The 19454-nt window shown below is 32.6% G+C and carries 17 protein-coding genes, 1 tRNA gene and 2 pseudogenes; 4 read left to right on the top strand and 16 right to left on the bottom strand.

The features are described 5' to 3' along the window. Positions 1 to 419: 419 nt before the first annotated feature. The 15 genes from AABM47_RS04435 to mraZ form a co-directional block, all read right to left on the bottom strand. Positions 420 to 493: transfer RNA gene (locus AABM47_RS04435), tRNA-Arg, on the bottom strand. 78 nt (positions 494 to 571) lie between these two features. Further along, positions 572 to 1018: a GatB/YqeY domain-containing protein gene (locus AABM47_RS04430; RefSeq protein ID WP_338409718.1), complete on the bottom strand. Its 447-nt coding sequence runs from the start codon at positions 1016 to 1018 to the stop codon at positions 572 to 574. A 154-nt stretch (positions 1019 to 1172) separates the two neighbouring features. After that, positions 1173 to 3122 carry a cell division protein FtsZ gene (gene ftsZ, locus AABM47_RS04425; protein ID WP_338409717.1) on the bottom strand — a complete coding sequence of 650 codons (1950 nt, stop codon included), beginning with the start codon at positions 3120 to 3122 and terminating at the stop codon, positions 1173 to 1175. A gap of 95 nt (positions 3123 to 3217) precedes the next feature. Then, entirely contained in the window at positions 3218 to 4579 is a 1362-nt protein-coding gene (ftsA, locus tag AABM47_RS04420) for a cell division protein FtsA (RefSeq protein WP_338409716.1), read from the bottom strand. Between the two features lie 7 nt (positions 4580 to 4586). Then, positions 4587 to 5309 carry a cell division protein FtsQ gene (locus AABM47_RS04415; RefSeq protein ID WP_338409715.1) on the bottom strand — a complete coding sequence of 241 codons (723 nt, stop codon included), beginning with the start codon at positions 5307 to 5309 and terminating at the stop codon, positions 4587 to 4589. Continuing rightward, positions 5296 to 6645 carry a UDP-N-acetylmuramate--L-alanine ligase gene (gene murC, locus AABM47_RS04410; protein ID WP_338409714.1) on the bottom strand — a complete coding sequence of 450 codons (1350 nt, stop codon included), beginning with the start codon at positions 6643 to 6645 and terminating at the stop codon, positions 5296 to 5298. Before murC ends, AABM47_RS04415 begins: the two co-directional genes overlap by 14 nt. A 17-nt stretch (positions 6646 to 6662) precedes the next feature. Then, positions 6663 to 7757 (bottom strand): undecaprenyldiphospho-muramoylpentapeptide beta-N-acetylglucosaminyltransferase, encoded by a 1095-nt coding sequence (murG, locus tag AABM47_RS04405; protein WP_338409713.1) that lies wholly within the window; start codon positions 7755 to 7757, stop codon positions 6663 to 6665. Next, positions 7757 to 9028 carry an FtsW/RodA/SpoVE family cell cycle protein gene (locus AABM47_RS04400; protein ID WP_338409712.1) on the bottom strand — a complete coding sequence of 424 codons (1272 nt, stop codon included), beginning with the start codon at positions 9026 to 9028 and terminating at the stop codon, positions 7757 to 7759. The genes murG and AABM47_RS04400 overlap by 1 nt, the downstream gene beginning before the upstream one ends. After that, positions 9028 to 10362 carry a UDP-N-acetylmuramoyl-L-alanine--D-glutamate ligase gene (gene murD, locus AABM47_RS04395; protein ID WP_338409711.1) on the bottom strand — a complete coding sequence of 445 codons (1335 nt, stop codon included), beginning with the start codon at positions 10360 to 10362 and terminating at the stop codon, positions 9028 to 9030. The genes AABM47_RS04400 and murD overlap by 1 nt, the downstream gene beginning before the upstream one ends. Before the next feature lies 1 nt (position 10363). Beyond that, the gene (gene mraY, locus AABM47_RS04390) at positions 10364 to 11584 is read right to left on the bottom strand and encodes a phospho-N-acetylmuramoyl-pentapeptide-transferase (RefSeq protein ID WP_338409710.1); all 1221 of its coding nucleotides are present in this window, start codon (positions 11582 to 11584) and stop codon (positions 10364 to 10366) included. A 3-nt stretch (positions 11585 to 11587) separates the two neighbouring features. Next, positions 11588 to 13051, bottom strand: coding sequence for a UDP-N-acetylmuramoyl-L-alanyl-D-glutamate--2,6-diaminopimelate ligase (locus AABM47_RS04385; RefSeq protein ID WP_338409709.1), 1464 nt, complete (start codon positions 13049 to 13051; stop codon positions 11588 to 11590). Then, positions 13048 to 15039 (bottom strand): penicillin-binding protein, encoded by a 1992-nt coding sequence (locus AABM47_RS04380; RefSeq protein ID WP_338409708.1) that lies wholly within the window; start codon positions 15037 to 15039, stop codon positions 13048 to 13050. Before AABM47_RS04380 ends, AABM47_RS04385 begins: the two co-directional genes overlap by 4 nt. A gap of 19 nt (positions 15040 to 15058) precedes the next feature. Then, entirely contained in the window at positions 15059 to 15379 is a 321-nt protein-coding gene (locus AABM47_RS04375) for an FtsL-like putative cell division protein (RefSeq protein WP_338409707.1), read from the bottom strand. A gap of 1 nt (position 15380) precedes the next feature. Continuing rightward, a complete protein-coding gene (gene rsmH, locus AABM47_RS04370; RefSeq protein ID WP_338409706.1) occupies positions 15381 to 16289 on the bottom strand; it encodes a 16S rRNA (cytosine(1402)-N(4))-methyltransferase RsmH in 909 nt (302 codons plus the stop codon). Next, entirely contained in the window at positions 16264 to 16734 is a 471-nt protein-coding gene (mraZ, locus tag AABM47_RS04365; protein ID WP_338409705.1) for a division/cell wall cluster transcriptional repressor MraZ, read from the bottom strand. The genes rsmH and mraZ overlap by 26 nt, the downstream gene beginning before the upstream one ends. A 348-nt stretch (positions 16735 to 17082) precedes the next feature. On the opposite strand from mraZ, the gene AABM47_RS04360 reads away from it, so the two are divergent. Both AABM47_RS04360 and yihA read left to right on the top strand, forming a co-directional pair. Next, a complete protein-coding gene (locus AABM47_RS04360) occupies positions 17083 to 17838 on the top strand; it encodes an alpha/beta hydrolase (RefSeq protein WP_338409719.1) in 756 nt (251 codons plus the stop codon). Positions 17839 to 17880: 42 nt separating this feature from the next. Further along, the gene (gene yihA, locus AABM47_RS04355; RefSeq protein WP_338409704.1) at positions 17881 to 18501 is read left to right on the top strand and encodes a ribosome biogenesis GTP-binding protein YihA/YsxC; all 621 of its coding nucleotides are present in this window, start codon (positions 17881 to 17883) and stop codon (positions 18499 to 18501) included. A 2-nt stretch (positions 18502 to 18503) separates the two neighbouring features. Here the strand turns inward: yihA and AABM47_RS04350 are convergent. Beyond that, a pseudogene (locus AABM47_RS04350) lies at positions 18504 to 18608 on the bottom strand (gliding motility protein GldC); the annotation flags it as partial. Between the two features lie 71 nt (positions 18609 to 18679). On the opposite strand from AABM47_RS04350, the gene AABM47_RS04345 reads away from it, so the two are divergent. Continuing rightward, the gene (locus tag AABM47_RS04345; RefSeq protein WP_338409703.1) at positions 18680 to 18922 is read left to right on the top strand and encodes a hypothetical protein; all 243 of its coding nucleotides are present in this window, start codon (positions 18680 to 18682) and stop codon (positions 18920 to 18922) included. A 348-nt stretch (positions 18923 to 19270) separates the two neighbouring features. Continuing rightward, positions 19271 to 19454, top strand: a pseudogene (locus AABM47_RS04340) (hypothetical protein); the annotation flags it as partial.

The following is a 19454-nucleotide window of genomic DNA, read 5'->3' as shown; positions in this document are numbered from 1 at the left end:
ATATTATTTAGCCCATATTATTGAAACCTATTTAAAAAATTTTCTTTATTGTTTAAATAATTAAAAATATAATTTTATTCTTAAATTAAATGGCAAGATAAATAATTGATTTTAGTACTTTATTTTTTGAAATAATTAATGAACATAAATCAAATTAGGTTAATTGATTCTTCAATCTTTTTTCAAAGTAAATTATTAAAAAAGTAATTATTAATAATTATTTTTATATACCATATCAGTTTTTTTCAAGGCAATTTTAAAATAGAACGAATTAGAATAGATTCAACAAATTTATTAATTCAGTTAACTGATTTATTTGAAAAAAAGACGGGTTTTTGAAATGGTCGGGCAATGGTTGGGCAAGTTGTGAAAACAAAAAACGCAAACTCCTATAAATAAAGAGTTTACGTCTTATAAAGTGACCTCGGCAGGGTTCGAACCTGCAACCGTCGGAGCCGAAATCCGAAATTCTATCCAGTTGAACTACGAGGCCTTTTTTGAGAGGAAAGAAGAAAGAGGAAAGACTTAATCTATTCTCTTTTCTCTATTTTCGATTCTCTTTTGTTCTAAATTACACTAATAATTTCTTAACGATTGTAGAAATTGTTTTTCCGTCTGAGTTTCCTCCTAATTGTTTTGATGCCATTGCCATTACTTGGCCCATTGAAGCCATGCCCGAGAATCCACCATCTGCAATGATTTTTGTAATTGCTGTTTCTACTTCTGCTTCTGATAATTGAGCTGGTAAGAATTTTTCTATTACGGCTATTTGAGCCAACTCGGGCTCGGCTAAATCGTTTCGGTTTTGTTCGGCAAATATGTTGGCACTATCTTTACGCTGTTTTACTAATTTTTGTAAAATTTTGATTTCGTCTTCTTCCGAAAGCCCATCTGCCGAACCTGATGTTTGAGCCAATAATATTTCAGCTTTTACAGCTCGTAATGCTTCTAATGCTATGGTATCTTTTGCTTTCATGGCCGTTTTCATTTGGTCCATGATTTGTGTTGCTAAACTCATGTTTTTAATTTTTTTGTTTCTGTTTTAGTATGCTTCAGTTGCCCTAGCACAAACTGAAATATAAAGCTGTAGTTCGCTTATGCTTGTTTGTGCAAATATAAATAAAAAAACCCAAAATAATTTTTGGGCTTTTCTAATGTTTTAGCATCAGCCTTTAATCTACATTATCATGTAAAAAAGAATTGTTTGAACGCAATTGAGCATCATCATTACTGTCTGTTCCTAAAGACATTCTCGATTTGTTTGCGCTTAAATCTGGTGTTTCTAAATTAACCCCCATTCTTTTGTAAGCAGGTTGTTTTTCTATTTCGTCAATGCGCGAATTGGAATTAAATTTATAATTAAATTCTTTCATTTTGCGTTTGCGCTCTTCAGCACGTATGCGCAATGTTTCTTCGATTGAAAGATCCGTTAAATCAAAATTTTCATAGTTTGAAAAGGGCTCTTTACCCTCACTTTCATATAGGGTGTTTATTTTAATATCCAATTCAGGGTTAACAGGCTCTTGGTGTTCAGATTTTGCCGTCAACAGCTCGTTTTCTTTTTCAAGATATTCTTCTAATGAATATTTAATGATTCCGTTTTGTTCTATTTCGGTGATCGGAATAAATTCTATCGGCTGGTTTACTTCTATATCTTTTATTTCTTCGGAAAGGTTGAAAATAATTTGGTTTTCTTTTACCTCTTTAGGCTGTATTTCAAACATGTCTAAAGAAAACAGTAAATCTTCTTTTGAAACTACAAACTCAGGGTCAATAACTTCAATTTCTCTAATTGGTTTAGGTGATGATGTTATTTCAAAAACAGGCTCGCTAGTTACCTGAGCTGATATAATTTCAAACGAAACTTCTATATTTTTTATAGCATCTGTTGTTGCTGTTAATTGGGTTTCTTGAGTTGTAATAAAGTTGTGCTCTTGTGTTGCTTGTTCTAAAGAAAAAAATACTTTTTGAGATTTAGGCTCTTCTTCTTTTTCAATTGTTGGCGTACAATTTAAAGTTGTAAAATTAATCACTTCTGCCTCAACTTCTGTTTGCATTAAATTTTTAACAATTTTTTGTTCGTCTTCTAATGTATGTATGATTCTGTTTGGTTCTGTATTTACAATTTCGTGTTGTTGTTCTTGGTTAAATCCGGTGGCAATTATAGTTACTGAGATGGTTTCATCTAGTTTGTCGTCTTCACCAACACCCATGATTATATTTGCATTATGTCCTGCTTCTGTTTGAATGAATTCGTTTATTTCTCCAATTTCATCAATGGTAATTTCTTTTGATCCAGAAACGATCAACAACAATACATTTTTAGCACCTGTTATTTTATTATCATTTAACAGGGGCGAATCCAATGCGCTTTTGATGGCTATTTTAGCTCTTTCGTCTCCAGCTGCTATGGCCGATCCCATGATTGCTGTACCGCTGTTATACAATACGGTTTTCACATCTTTAAGATCAATATTTTGTGTGTAATGGTAGGTAATTACTTCGGCAATACCTCTTGATGCGGTTGCTAAAACTTCGTCTGCTTTAGAAAAGCCGGCTTTAAAACCAAGATTACCATATACTTCTCTTAATTTATTGTTGTTTATTACTATTAACGAATCTACTTGTTTGCGTAATTTTTCTATTCCCTGAATTGCTTGTTCTTGGCGTACCTTACCTTCAAATTGAAAAGGGATGGTTACAATGCCCACTGTTAAAATGTCTCTTTCTTTTGCTAATTGAGCAATAACAGGTGCTGCTCCTGTTCCTGTTCCTCCACCCATACCGGCGGTAATGAAAATCATTTTTGTGTTTGACCCTAACATTTTTTCGATAACCTCAACACTTTCAATTGCTGCTTGTTGACCTACCTCTGGATTGGCACCAGCACCAAGTCCTTCAGTAAGGTTTACACCCAATTGAATTTTATTTGGCACAGGACTGTTTTCAAGTGCTTGAGCATCTGTATTGCAAATGATAAAGTCTACGCCCTTTATCCCTTGCTTAAACATGTGATTAATTGCATTGCTACCGCCACCACCAACGCCTATTACTTTAATAACGTTTGATTGATTTTTAGGTAAATCAAATGAAATATTTCCAAAATTTGAGTCGCTTATCATAAAGTTTGGTTTTTTTTTCAACTGCTTTCTTTTTAAGGAGAGCCTATTGAGGTAATTATTTTTTATTTGTATGTTTTGTTTTCTTCTGAACTATTTTATTCTGCGTTATCTAAAAATTCTTTGATTTTTTCGATGTATTTATCAAAAAATGAACGCTTTACTTTTCCTTCTGTACTTTCGATTTCAGCTGCAGAACTAGTTTCTGCAGTTTCTAATTCTTCATCGGCCTCAAGCATTTCGGGCTGTTTTTCAACTTCATCTTTTTTCATTTCTAAAAACGGCGTAGCACTTTTAGTATTATTTCTAAGACTATTCATTACTAAGCCAACTGCCGTGGCGTATAATGGACTTGAAATTTCGTCGTCAGAATCGCCAGCTAAATGCTCGTTTGGATATCCAATACGCGTATCCATACCTGTTATATATTCTACCAATTGCTTAATGTGTTTTAACTGAGAACCCCCACCTGTTAAAACAATTCCTGCAATTAATTTTTTCTTTTTGTCTTCATGGCCATATTCTTTTATTTCGGCATATACTTGTTCAATAATTTCCACCACTCGGGCATGTATAATTTTTGATAAGTTTTTAAGTGAGATTTCTTTTGGCTCACGACCTCTTAATCCTGGAATAGAAACAATTTCGTTGTCTTTATTTTCTCCTGGCCAAGCAGATCCAAATTTTACTTTTAATAATTCGGCTTGTTTTTCAATTATGGAACAGCCCTCTTTTATGTCTTCTGTTATCACGTTTCCTCCAAAAGGAATTACGGCTGTGTGACGAATGATTCCATCTTTAAAAATGGCTAAGTCTGTTGTACCTCCCCCTATATCAATTAAGGCTACACCCGCTTCTTTTTCTTCTTGACTTAATACGGCATCTGCTGAAGCTAATGGCTCTAGGGTTAAACCCGATAAATCTAATCCGGCACTTTTAATGCAACGTCCTACATTTCGTATTGAAGCCGCCTGGCCAACTACTACATGAAAACTAGACTCTACACGAGAACCATACATACCCACCGGCTCTTTTATTTCGGCTTGACCGTCTATGCGAAATTCTTGTGGTAAAACATGAATAATTTCTTCGCCCGGAAGCATGGCCAATTTATGAACTTGGCTAATTAATTTATCAATATCGTCATCGCCAATTACTTCTTCAGCATTAGGCCTGCTGATATAATCGCTATGCTGTATGCTTCGAATGTGTTGCCCTGCTATACCTACCACAACATCGTTTATTTTATAATCAGAATTTGTTTCTGCCTCCTGAACAGCTTGTTGAATAGATTGAATGGTTTGGGTTATGTTGTTAACCACACCACGATGTACACCTAAACTTTTAGATTTTCCAATTCCTAGAATTTCAAGTTTACCGTATTCATTTTCGCGACCAATCATAACAACAATTTTTGTTGTTCCAATATCTAAACCAACTGCTATATTTTCTTTTCCCATGACCAAATTATTTAACACAAATTACTTGCTGTGTAAAAATCAAATTAACTGACTTATAATGTTTAATTAGCGTATCTTTTGTTGCCTGTTGCAAAAATGCTTTGTAATTATTGAATTTGGATTCTACATTTGATTCCGTTCCAAAAATTACCTTGTAATCATAATCTCTAACTGAAAAAATTATATTCTGTTTTTGCGTTTTTTTAACATCAATTATATTCTGCTTTAGCATTTCGTCATTTTCAATGTAAGTAAAAACGCGAACTAAATTTTGTATTTCTTCTTCTTTTATTATTCCGTAATAGACTGGAACGCGTGGTGTAAAATTTTCAGACAAAGGAATTTTAGCTCCCTTATTGTCTAAATAATAAGAATCTTTCTCATTTACAACCCTAATAATTGGTTTTTTTTGTTTGATTTTTCCACTAAGAACACCGTCGATGGAACAAAAAAATTCTGAATTATCTATGTATCTATTGGAGTCCAATAAAAATTCCATGTCTTTCAAATTTACCTTTTCTTTTTGTACTACGGAAGCCCCCTTAAAGTTTTGTATTAACAAGTTATTAACCATTGTTTCGTTTAAAAAAGGATAATCATCTGCCTCAAAAGCAATGTTTATTTTTTTTATATTTCGCCCTTGATTTTTAATATTGGAGAACGAATACAAAAAGACCATAAGTGCTGCTATAAGGACTAAACGTATGTTGTTCCAATTAAATTTTTTCATTTAAAGTCTTTTTTATTTGTTGCACCATTTCTCCTAAGTCACCAGCGCCAATAGTGATATACACCGTTGCATTTGAATTTTTTAATGCTTTATAAACGAGCTCTTTACTCAGCACTTTTTTATTTTTGTTCTCTATTTTATCTAACAACCAACTAGATGTAATACCCGGCATAGGCAATTCTCGAGCAGGGTAAATTTCCAACAACAGTATTTCATCAAATTGTGATAAGCTTTTAGCAAAATCATCGGCAAAATCTTTTGTTCTGCTAAATAAATGGGGCTGAAAAACAGCACATATTTTTTGATTTGGGAACAATTCTTTAACCGCTTGATGCACAGCATTAATTTCTGTAGGATGATGGGCATAATCATCAATATAGGTAAGTTTTTTTTCTCTAATTTGAAATGAAAATCGCCTTCTTATTCCTTTAAATGAAGCCAAGGCAGCCTTAATTTTTTCGGTATCAACTCCGTAAGCCTTTGCCATAGACAAAGCCATTAAGGCGTTAGATAAATTATGATGACCCGGTAAACCAAATTGAATGTTTTTAATGTATTCATTTTCAATTTTGGCATCAAAAACATAATAACCGTTTACTATTTTGATATTTTGAGCGCCAATTTTTGCATTGTCATTAATTCCGACTGATATTCCTTCAAGATCTAATCCATTGGCATAAAATAAGTTGTTTTTATCTGAAACTTTATGGGCAAACTCTCTAAAGCTTGCCTCTATGCTTCGCGCGTCTCCATAAATATCTAAATGATCGGCATCCATTGATGTGATGCAGGCAATATTGGGGTGCAAATGCAAAAAGGAACGATCAAACTCATCAGCCTCTACAACTGTGATTGTTTTGCCATTTCCTACTAAGTTGGAGTCATAGTTTTCTACAATTCCGCCTAAAAACGAAGTTACATCATAACCGCTTTGAACAAGTATATGTGCCAAAATACTCGATGTTGTTGTTTTGCCGTGCGTACCTGCTACAGCAAAACAAAAAGTGTCTTTTGTAATGATTCCAAGTACTTGTGCTCGTTTTTTTATATCATAATCTCTTTCTATAAAATAACGCCATTGGGCATGTAAAGCAGGAACAGCCGGAGTAATAACAACTAGTGTGTTTTTGGCGGTATAGTTTTTCGGAATTAAATTAATATTGTCATCAAAACATACCTCAATTCCTTCTTGCTGCAACTCGTTGGTTAATTGAGTTTGGGTTTTATCATAACCACTTACATTTTTACCTAAATTTTTATAATATCGTGCCAAAGCACTCATGCCGATACCACCGATGCCTATAAAGTAAAAATTATGTGTTTGGTTTAAATTCATTATTACGTGTAATCCTTTTATTTGTTTAACAGTTTAACTATTTCGTGAACAATATCTTTTGTAGCATTTGGCAAGGCTAATTTTTTTAAATTTTGACTTAGTTTTTTTTGTTTTACCTCATCGGAAATCAAATCCATAAAAACCAATTCAAATTGATTTTCTAAATCCGATTCGTTTATTAAAATCGCTCCATTTGTATCGCAAATAGCTTTTGCATTTTTGGTTTGATGGTCTTCTGCAACGTTTGGTGAAGGTATAAAGATTGTGGGTTTTGCTGTAATACATAACTCTGAAACAGATGAAGCACCCGAACGCGAAATTATAAAATCTGCTGCTGCATAGGCCAAATCCATACGATCAATAAAAGCTGCTATTTGAACATTTGTTGTGGTGTTCCATTTTTGATATTTATCATAATACAAGGCGCCACACTGCCAGATGATTTGGATGTTGTTTTGCAACAAAAAATTTAATTTGTGCTCTATTAATTGGTTTATTCGTTTGGCACCTAAACTACCACCCAAGATTAATAGCGTTTTTTTTGTTTGGTCTAAATTAAAATATTGCAATGCCTCGTCGCGTTTGTTTTCATCTGAAATTAAATCTTGACGAACAGGGTTTCCTGTTAATTTGGTTTTCGCTATTGGAAAAAAGCGATCTAAGTTTTCGTAAGCCACACAAATAGAGTTTGCTTTTTTTGCTAATAATTTATTGGTAATTCCTGGATATGAGTTTTGCTCTTGTACCAATGTTGGAATACCTAACATATTGGCTACTTGAAGAACCGGACCAGATGCAAAGCCACCGGTACCAATAACAACATTAGGCTTAAATTTTTTTATGAGTACAAACGAAATCCATAAACTGGAAATCAATTTAAATGGAAACAGCATGTTTTTTAGGGTCAATTTGCGTTGTAAACCCGCAATCCACAAACCTTTAATTTCATAACCCGCTTGAGGCACTTTTTGCATTTCCATTTTGTCTTTAGCACCTACAAAAAGGAATTGAGCATCAGAAAAACGCAATTTTAATTCGTTTGCAATGGCTAGTGCAGGATAGATATGTCCGCCTGTTCCTCCGCCACTGATTATGAATTTTTTAGTACTCATTACTTTTTATTTACTATTGGTGCTAATGGGTTTTCTGAGTCTATTTGTTTAGCCTCTTCTTCCAGTTGAATTTCTTTGTCAATGATGCGTTGTAATGCATCGTTTCTTTTTTCTGATTCTAATAAATCTGCAGCTACCTCTTCTTCTTTTTTGGTAACACTAATAATAACTCCTACAGCTGCACACGTCACCCAAATAGATGTTCCTCCTGCGCTAATTAAAGGAAGTGTTTGACCCGTAACTGGTAGTAATTCTACCGCTACACCCATGTTTACTAATGCCTGAAATATTATAGGGAAACCCAATCCTATGATTAATAATTTACCATAAAAGGAAGGCGCTTTATGTGCACAAACAATAAACCTAAAGAACAGCAATAAATAAACCAATAAAATGCTTAGTCCGCCTATAAGCCCCCATTCTTCAACAATAATGGCAAAAATAAAATCAGACGAAGATTGAGGTAAAAAGTTTTTTTGAATACTTTTTCCAGGACCAAGCCCTTTTAAACCGCCTGTTGCAATGGCTATTTTTGCATTTTCTATTTGGTAAACATCTTCACCTTTAGAGTCAGTAGTAAACCTTTCAATCCGTTTTTCCCAGGTTTTTACTCTGTTTGGCATAGCATCTGGAAAAGCTTTGGCAAATAAAATAAACAACACTAGTGAGGCAATTCCAATTCCGATAATTACGGCTAAATACCTTAAGGGATATTGACCAATATAAACCAACATACAAACCATCAAAAAAATCAAAGCAGCTGTTGAAAAATTAGCTGGTAATATTAAAAATATTATCACAAAAACAGGAGTCCATAATTCTACAAAAGAAGATTTAAAAGTAAATTCTTTTTCTTTTATTTTTGCTAAATATCGAGCGACGTAAACCATTAAAACAATAAAAGCCAATGAAGATGTTTGAAAACCTATACCCACAAATGGAATTTGAATCCAACGACTGGCATTAGCACCGCCTATTGTTGTGCCTTGAAACATGGTATAAACCAACAACACAATTACTAAAGGCATTAAAAAATATGAAAAAGCTTTTGTATAATGATATGGTATTTTATGTACAAAATATATGATGCAAAAACCTATAAATAAGTGACCTAAATGCTTTATTAAATAACCCATAGTTGACCCTTTACCAATAACATAGACAAGATTTGTACTTGCACTATACACAGGCATAAACGAAATTAGGGCTAGTAAAAAAACCAATGCCCAAATTACTCTGTCTCCTTTTAAGTTATGAATCAAATTGTTCATTATAATCCTTTTACTGCATTTTTAAATTTGTTTCCTCTGTCTTCGTAATTTTCAAATAAATCAAAACTAGCACAAGCTGGTGATAACAAAACGGTTTCTCCTTTTTCGGCTATTTTTTGCGCAACTATTACGGCTTGCTCCATAGACGAAGTTTCGACCATTATATCTACTATATTGTTAAATGAATCAATGATTTTTTTATTATCAACTCCCAAACAAATAATAGCTTTTACTTTTTCGTTTACCAACGCAATTAGTTCTGAATAATCGTTTCCTTTATCTACACCCCCCACTATCCAAATCGTTGGCGTTTCCATGCTCTCTAATGCATAATAAGTAGCATTTACATTTGTAGCTTTTGAATCATTGATGTATTGAACGTTTTGAATTTTTAATACTTTTTCTAATCGATGTTCTACACCCTGAAAGTTTGCTAAGCTTTCGCGTATGGTTTTTTTTCTAATGTTCATTAGCTGCGCAATCGTAGTTGCTGCCATTGCGTTTTTAACATTATGCATGCCGTCTAGAGATATATTTGATGTTGACATAGTAATTTGTTTGTTATTTGTAGTATTGTATAGTGTTTTGTTTTCTAAATAGCTTCCTTGTTCTACGTGATGTTTTAAAGAAAAAGGAAGTGTTTGTGCTTTTGTTTTATTATTTTTAAACCAGTTTAAAATAGCCTCATCATCGTCATCATATATTAAATAATCATTTTCTGTTTGATTCATTGTAATTCTAAATTTAGAGCCAATATATAATCCATAATCATAATTGTATCGGTCTAAATGATCTGGACTTATGTTTGTAATTATGGCTATGTGAGGTTTGTAATTTACAATGCCGTCCAGCTGAAAACTACTTAGTTCCAACACATAAACATCAAAGTCATCTTCTGCAACTTGCCATGCAAAGCTTTTTCCTATATTTCCTGCTATTCCCACGTTTAAACCACCTTCTTTTAATAAATGGTAGGTTAATAACGTTGTGGTAGTTTTGCCATTACTACCTGTAATTCCTATTGTTATCGCATGGGTATACTTGTAAGCAAATTCTATTTCAGAAATCACAGAAATTCGATTCGCTATTAATTTTGTTATAATTGAAGCCTTATCAGGTATTCCTGGGCTTTTCATTACGAGATCTGCATTTAAAATTAATTCTTCTGTATGCTTTTCATCTTCCCAATTGATGCCATATTGATTTAGAACTTCTTTATAATTATTTTTAATTTTTCCAAAATCAGACACAAAAACATCATATCCTTTTTTCTTTCCAAGAATTGCTGTTCCTACGCCACTTTCTCCGCCACCAAGAATAACTAACCTTTTCATTTTATCGTAATTTTAAAGTTACAATGGACAAAATAGAAAGCATTATTGCAACAATCCAAAAGCGTGTTACAATTTTACTTTCGTGATATCCTTTTTTTTGATAATGATGATGTAATGGTGCCATTAAAAAAATCCTTTTTCCTGCTCCAAAACGTTTTTTGGTATATTTAAAATAACTGACTTGAAGTATTACAGAAATGTTTTCGGCAAAAAAGATGGCACATAAAACAGGTAACAACAATTCTTTTCGAACAGAAATAGCTAAAACGGCTATAATACCCCCAATGGTTAAACTACCCGTATCGCCCATAAAAACAGAAGCTGGAAATGAATTATACCATAAAAAGCCTATTAATGCTCCTATAAATGATGCAATATAAATAGTCATTTCTCCCGAATTAGGGATGTACATTATATTTAAATAATCTGATAAAATAATGTTTCCCGAAACATACGTAAAAATACCTAGTGCAATTACTGATATTGCAGATGTTCCTGCAGCAAGTCCATCAATTCCGTCTGTTAAATTTGCCCCGTTTGAAACGGCTGTTATGATAAAAATTACAACGGGTATAAAGATTAACCAAGCCCATTTTTCGTATCCATCACCCATAAAGCTCAACACCTCTGCATAATCAAATTCATTGTTTTTAAAAAACGGAATGGTTGTGGTGGTTGATTTTACATCTAAGGTTGCTTTTGATTGGGTATTTGAAATGTTTACTAGGTTTTTTGAGGCATCTTCTCGAACCGTTACTCCGTCATTAAAGTACAAAAAACTACCTACAATTATTCCTAAGCCCACCTGCCCGATTACTTTAAAAACCCCTTTTAATCCTTCTTTATCTTTTTTAAAGATTTTAATATAATCATCAATAAAACCAATTGTACCCATCCACAGGGTTGTAATAATAAGTAAAATGATGTAAATATTATCTAACTTGGCTAGTAAAAAAACCGGAATTAATGTAGCTAAAATAATTATGATTCCTCCCATAGTAGGGGTTCCTGCCTTTTCCTTTTGACCTTCTAGTCCAAGCTCTCTAACGGTTTCGCCAACTTGTAGTTTTTGCAAAAAGTTTATTATTCTTTTACCATATACTGTTGAAATAAGCAAGGATAAAATTATAGCTAATGACGAACGAAAAGTTATGTACTGAAACAAACTTGCCCCAGGAACATCAAAATTATTTTCTAAATATTGGAATAAATAATACAACATTTTCTATTTATTTAGTTGGGTTAACAATTCAGTTATTATTTTTAAGTCATCAAAATCGTGTCTTACACCGTTTATTTCTTGATAATTTTCGTGCCCTTTTCCGGCAACTAAGATTATATCTTTTTCGTTTGCCATAATACATGCTGTTTTAATGGCTTGCTTTCTATCTACAATAGATACTGTTTTTTTTAAATTTTGAGGTTCTACCCCTTTTTCCATATCTGCAATAATAGCTTCAGGAACTTCTGTTCTTGGATTGTCTGAAGTAAATATCACTTTGTCACTTAATGAAGAGGCTATGTGAGCCATTACAGAACGCTTGGTTTTATCTCTATCGCCCCCGCATCCAACAACCGTAATCAACTGTTCATTTTTTGTACGTATTTCAGAAATTGTTTTTAAAACATTTTCTAATGCATCAGGGGTATGTGCATAGTCGATAATTGCTGTTATTTTTGAATTTGAAATAATAAATTGAAATCTTCCTGCTACACTTTCCAACTCACTTAGCAATCGAAGAGCTTCAATTTTATCTATTCCTAACTCAACTGCAACTCCATAAATGGCAAGCATGTTATAGGCATTAAAATTTCCTATAAGCTTAACCCAAACTTCATTATCATTTACTTTTAGCAACAACCCTGTTAATTGACTTTCTAAAATTTGTGCTTTATAATCGGCATACGATTTTAAGGCGTAAGATAATTTTCTTGCTTTTGTATTTTGAAGTACTACATTACCGTTTTTATCATCAATATTAGTTAATGCAAAAGCCGTTTTAGGCAAACCGTCAAAAAACAGTTTTTTAACATCTCTATATTCCGAAAAAGTACTGTGATAATCTAAATGATCGTGGGATAAATTGGTAAAAACGCCCCCTTCAAATTGCAAGCCTACTGTACGCTTTTGATGAATTCCGTGCGAACTTACTTCCATAAAACAAAACTCACATTCCGCATCAACCATTTCATTTAAATAATGATTTATAGTTAATGAATCTGGGGTTGTATGCGTTGCTTTATATTCGTAGTCATCTACTATTATTTTTACTGTAGAAAGCAGTCCAACTTTGTAGCCCGCTTTTTTAAACAATTGATATAAAAGAGAAGCTACCGTTGTTTTTCCGTTAGTACCGGTTATGCCTATTAATTTTAATTTTGCAGAAGGATTTTCGTAAAAATTATGAGCTAAAAAGGCTAAAGCTTCGTTTGAATTTTTAACTCTAACATAGGTAACTCCATTGATTATAACATCTGGAAACTCTTCGCAAACTATTGCTATAGCGCCTTGATTTACTGCTTTTTCAATAAAATTATGGCCATCAGAAACCGAACCTCTTATGGCAACAAAAACATCATTCAATGAAATTTTTCTTGAATCAAAGTCCATTAAGTTTACAGCAATATCGGTTGACCCTTTTACAGATTCAATTGCTACTTTATACAATATGTCTTTTAAAATTTTCACGATAATTCTATGATAATTGTTTGATTTTTAGTAAAATTTTCTCCCTTTTCTATCGATTGTTTTGTTACTCTTCCTTTTCCAATTAGGATAACCTTTAACTCTAAATTTTCTAGTAACGAAACTGCATCCATAGCTGGTAAGCCTATAACATTAGGCATTCTGTTTTCAGTAATTTTTTGATCATATAATTTATTATACGATTGAACTTGACTGGTTATTTCTTTGTTAATTTTTTTAATTTCATTGGTTGAAGGACTGTCTGTATAAATTTTTTGCGCAATGCGTTTAAACACAGGTCCAGCAACATCTGCTCCATAATAACCTGCTTCAACATTAGGTTTATGAACCACAACAATACAAGAATATTTAGGCTGATCTGCAGGAAAATAACCTACAAAAGACGATGCATAATAAAGTTTAGATTTATCTTTATAATTCATTTGAACGGTTCCTGTTTTACCAGCCATTGAAAAGTTTTTTGAATATAACTTAGCACCTGTACCTCTTTTAACCACGTTTTCTAAAATCGCTTTTACCTTTAAAAGCGTTTCATCAGAACATATTTTATTATTAATTACTTCGGTTTTGAATATTTTAATCGATTTATTCCATTCTTTAATTTCTTTTACAAATAAGGGTTTAATCATTTTTCCATCATTGGCCACAGCATTGTAAAGTACTAAGGTTTGTAATGGCGTTACCGAAACCCCGTATCCGTATGCCATCCATGGCAAAGCAATACCTGACCAACTTTTTGTGCCTGGCTGAGGAATTTTTGGTATTCCTTCACCTAAAAACTGCAGTCCTAAAGGCTTGTTCATTCCATAGCTCTCAATTCTCTTGATAAACTCATTTGGATTGTCGTTATAATTTTCATAAACCGCTTGAACCAAAACGGTATTTGATGAACGCTCAAAACCTTCCGCTAAAGAAATTTTTCCATAACCGCCCACATGTGAGTCTCTTACAGATCGTCCATAATATTTAACAACACCACCCTGAGTGTCATATACTTCACTCGTATCTACTTTTTTATCATCTAATAGAGCTATAAGGTCTACCAGTTTAAAGGTTGAACCCGGCTCGTGTGACTCAGCAACAGCATAGTTTTGAGTTTCATAATATGTTCCGTCAGAATCTCTTCCTAAATTTGATATGGCTTTTACCTCTCCCGTTTTAGTTTCCATTACAACAACACTTCCGTGATCAGCTTGGTAAATTTCAAGTTGCTTTAACAAAGCATGATGTGCAATGTCTTGGATATATACATCAATAGTAGAGATTACATCATAACCATCTTGAGGTTCTAATTCGTTAATATCACTAATGGGCTTCCATTGATTTTTGGCGATTTTTTGCATTTTTCGATGCCCATTTTTGCCGTTTAAATATTTTTTAAAAGCATATTCTATTCCTTTTCCGGTTGCAGTGCCATCGCCATTTAATCTTTCGTAGCCAATGGTTCTTTCCGCAATTTTACCAATAGGGTGTTCGCGTACCGTTTTTTGTTCTACAATAATTCCACCTCTATACGATCCCTTGTTAAACAATGGGAAACTTTTTATTTTAATATATTCTGTATAGCTTAATTTTCGCGCGATCAATAAATATCTGTTTTGTGTGGCTCTTGCTTTTCTTAATTGAGACAATATCTGTTCTGAAGGCTTTTGTAAAAGTAGCGCCAATGAATCTGAAAGCATTCTTACGTTTTCATTAAAGTCTTCTTTTTTTGAGGCCATGGCATCAAAACGGATGGTGTACTCTGGAATTGAAGTTGCCAATAAACTTCCATCAGAAGAATAAATATTACCTTTATTTGAAGGGATTATAAAATTTTTAACCGTTCGTTGTTTTGCTAAGTCTTTATAATACGAACCTTCGACCCACTGAATATTAGTTAATTTTACAACAACTAAAATAGCCATCAAAAATAAGATGCTAGCTACAAAATACATTCGTAAAGAATTATTTTTATCTACTGCTGCCATAATTTTTTTAAAATAAAACTTATTCTATTGTTTTTAAAACTTTAATCTTTTTTGGAGAAACCTCTGATGGTTTTATATTTCTTGATTGCATTTTAGTTGTTATAGTTGACTCCATTTTTAACTGCATTAAATCGGATCGGGTATCTACAAATTTGGATCTCAATTCTTTAACTTGATTTGTCAACGCCGTAATTTTATAGTTTTTAGCATCGTATTGGTGGTTATTTGCAATCATTATCATAGACAAAAAAATAAGAAATATAATGAGCTTCCAATTCTTAAAAGAGTCGTCACTAACTAAAAATTTTGTTTTTAATAAACTATAGAGACTTTTTTTCATTTTATTTTTTTTCTGAAACTCTTAATTTGGCGCTTCTTGCTCTATTATTAATTGCAACCTCTTCGTTTGACGGTACTATCAATTTTTCTATGGTCTTAAAAGGGACTTCAAAATTTCCAAAAAAGTCTTTTACAGGCTCACCCTCAAACATGCCGTTTTTTACAAACCTTTTAACCAAACGGTCTTCTAAAGAGTGATAAGACATAACGCTAATTCTACCACCGGGTTTCAAAAGATCTAATGATTGTATTAAAAACTCTTTTAAAGCATCTATTTCTTGATTTACTTCTATGCGAATGGCTTGATAAATTTGAGCTAATATTTTATTGCTTTTATGTCCTGGTAAAAAACGACTCAAAATTTCTTTGAGTTGTTCCGAGTTTTTTATTGGATTTTCATTTCTTGCATTAACTATAACATGAGCCATAGCGCCTGCATTTTTTAATTCACCAAAATCAAACAAAACATTTTTTAAAGCAGTTTCGTCGTAATCATTAATAACATGATATGCCGAAAGCTCTCCTTTTTGACTCATTCTCATGTCTAATACGGCTTCAAAACGTGTCGAAAAACCTCTTTCTGCAACATCAAACTGATGCGATGAAACCCCTAAATCTGCCAAAATTCCATCAACTTGTTTTATTCCCTGAAATCGCAAGAACCTTTTTATAAATCTAAAATTTTCATTTATTAATACAAACCTGTCATCGTCAATTGCATTTTTTAATGCGTCTTGATCTTGATCAAAAGCATAGAGTCTCCCTTTTGGGCCTAATCGCGACATAATTTCTCTTGAATGACCTCCACCACCAAAAGTGACGTCTACATATACACCATCAGCTTGGATGTTTAATCCATCTACGGTTTCTTGTAACAAAACAGGATTATGATATTCCATTTTCATCTTCATTTAAATTACCCATAACTTCTTCTGCTAATTCTGCAAAATCTACAGCAGCATTTTCAATAGCATTTTCATATAAAGTTTTATCCCAAATTTCAATAATATTTATTGAAGAAGACAAAACCAAATCTTTGTCAATTTGACCAAAAACCATTAAATCTTTTGGTATTAAAAGTCTGCCCGTTGCATCAATTTCAACTACTTTTACACCTGCCGTAAATCTTCGTATAAAATCATCGTTCTTTTTAACAAAACGATTGAGTTTATTTATTTTAGCCATCATTTTATTCCACTCACCCATTGGAAACAATTCTATACAATTCTGAAAAACAGAACGTTTTAAAACAAAACCATCCTCTAAAGAACTAAATTGTTTCTTTAAAGGTGCAGGTATCATCAACCTTCCTTTAGCATCTACCTTGCATTCGTATGTTCCAATTAAAGTACTCACAATGGTTTTTTGACTTTTTATAATTACAAAAATATAAAAATTTTACCACTATATACCACTATCTACCACTTTGTTGATAAGTTTACTCGTTTTTACAATAAAAAAAAGAGATTTAAAAATTTATCAAAAAGCATGAAATGAATAAAACAATAGGTTTTAAAGATTTATAGCGGTTATAATTAGAAGAAAATACTATTTAACACGGGTTTTTAAATATGTTAATAAGCTAATTACAATTTGATTGTAATTTGAAACCGCAAGACAAATACAATATATAAATTTGATTTTTTGAGCAAGATTTACTTAAAAACATTATATTTGTCACTATTTATTTTAGAAAAATATTTTATGTTAAAAAAGGAAAAAAAATACACTTATTATGAAGTAGGAGAAGGCACTCCTATTATAATTCTTCATGGATTATTAGGTGGATTGAGCAATTTTGACGGGGTAACTAGTTTTTTACCTTCAAAAGGATACCGAATAATCATTCCTTTATTACCTATATATTCTCAAAGTATTTTAAACACTAATGTAAAAGCATTTTCAAAATTTGTACACAATTTTATTTTACACAAAAAGCTTAATCAAGTAATATTATTAGGAAATTCGCTTGGAGGTCATATAGCACTTTATCATGCCAAAATGTATCCCGAATTAATGAAAGGTTTAATTATAACAGGAAGTTCTGGACTCTATGAAAGCGCAATGGGCGAAAGCTACCCTAAACGAGGTGATTATGAATACATTAAACAAAAAAGTGAAGATGTTTTTTATGATCCTAAAATTGCTACAAAAGAAATAGTTGATGAAGTTTTTGCTACTGTTAACGACAGAATAAAATTGATTAAAACATTGACCATTGCAAAAAGTGCCATACGGCATAATATGGCCGTTGATTTACCAAAAATGGATACAAAAACTTGTATTATTTGGGGTAAAAATGACAAAGTAACGCCTCCTAATGTGGCGGAAGAATTTAACCAATTACTTCCTAATTCAGAATTGTTTTGGATCGATAAATGCGGACATGCCGCCATGATGGAAAGACCCGATGAATTTAATGAAATAGTACTAAATTGGTTACAAAAAAACAACTTATAACATTATTCCTCATTAAGTTGAGGAATTTTATTTTGATATATAATGAAAATTAACACAGCCGATTTTATAATTAGTAATTCTGAAGTAAGCAAATGTCCAAATGAGCCTTTGCCAGAATACGCATTCATTGGTCGTTCAAACGTAGGAAAATCATCATTGATTAACATGTTAACCGAGCGTAAAAAACTGGCAAAAACATCTGCAAGGCCAGGAAAGACACAATTGATTAATCATTTTAAAATCAATTCAAATTGGTATTTGGTAGATTTACCCGGCTATGGATATGCAAAAGTTTCTAAGAAAACAAAAGCTGTTTTTCAACAATTTATCACCGAATATTTTGAAAAAAGAGAGCAACTCGTTTGTGCTTTTGTTTTGATCGACATTCGATTAGAAGCTCAAAAAATAGATTTAGAATTCATCACTTATTTAGGAGAAACCGAAGTGCCTTTTTGCATTGTTTTTACTAAAGCAGACAAAATTGGTAGAACTAAAGTAGACTCGCACATTGCCGCTTATAAGAAAAAAATATTAGCCAACAATTGGGCCGAAATGCCACAGTATTTTACCACATCTGCCACAGAGGGAACAGGTAGAGATTCTATTTTAGAATTCATTGATGAAATTAACGAACAAATGTTTAAGCAACAAAACGAATTTTAGATCTATGTTGTTAGGTCCAACTTTTCTGCAAAATAAGTACAAAAATCTTTCATGGTTTCAGTCATTTTTTCATCGTCTGTAGCTCTAAAATAAGTGTCTGACATGGCCCCGCTCCCGCGCGAATCCTTTCGCGTGGTTCGTGATTAAAGAATAGAATGACTTATTAAACATAAAATAGATGAGTAGAAATTATAAATTCCACAACCCAAAAGGTCTTTATTTTGTTAGTTTTGCTGTTGTAAGTTGGTTAGATGTGTTTACAAGAAATGAATATAAAGATTTGGTTATAGAAAGTTTAGAATTTTGTCAAAAAAAGAAAGGAATGGAAATTCATGCTTGGAGCATTATGACCTATCATGTGCATTTAATTTTTAGAAGCTTAGAAAACCAGCCCCCAGAACTTTTATTAGGAGATTTTTAAAGGTTTACAAGTAGAAGTGTTATCAAAGCGATACAAGAAAACCCAAGGGAAAGCAGAAAAGAGTTCTTATTAGATTATTTTAAAAAAGAGGCAGAGAAAAGTTCAAATACAACAAATCATCAATTTTGGTGACATGATAACAAACCAATAGAACTATGGAGCAACGAAGTAATACAACAAAAAATAGATTATATTCATAATAATCCTGTTGAAGAAGGAATTGTGTATAGACCAGAAGATTATAAGTATAGTAGTGCAATAGATTATTCAGGTTCTAAAGGGCTTATAAATGATATTTGTGTCTTTCAATATTTTAAATTATAATATAAAAACCACACGAAAGGATTCGTGCGGGAGCTGGGAAAGGATTCGTGCGGGAGCGGGGATAAATTAGCCAGACAATACCACAAGCATTATGCCGCTAGTGGCAGCATGGAAGTAAAACTAAATAAGGCAACTAATGGGGTAGAATTTATTACCTACATAGGCGGCGACGCCTACTCTGCGCCCATAGTGTTAAAAAGTGATGGAA

Origin of the sequence: uncultured Flavobacterium sp. (genome assembly GCF_963925415.1) — a bacterium.
GTDB lineage: Bacteria > Bacteroidota > Bacteroidia > Flavobacteriales > Flavobacteriaceae > Flavobacterium.
This window is presented reverse-complemented; position numbering and strand designations above follow the sequence as displayed.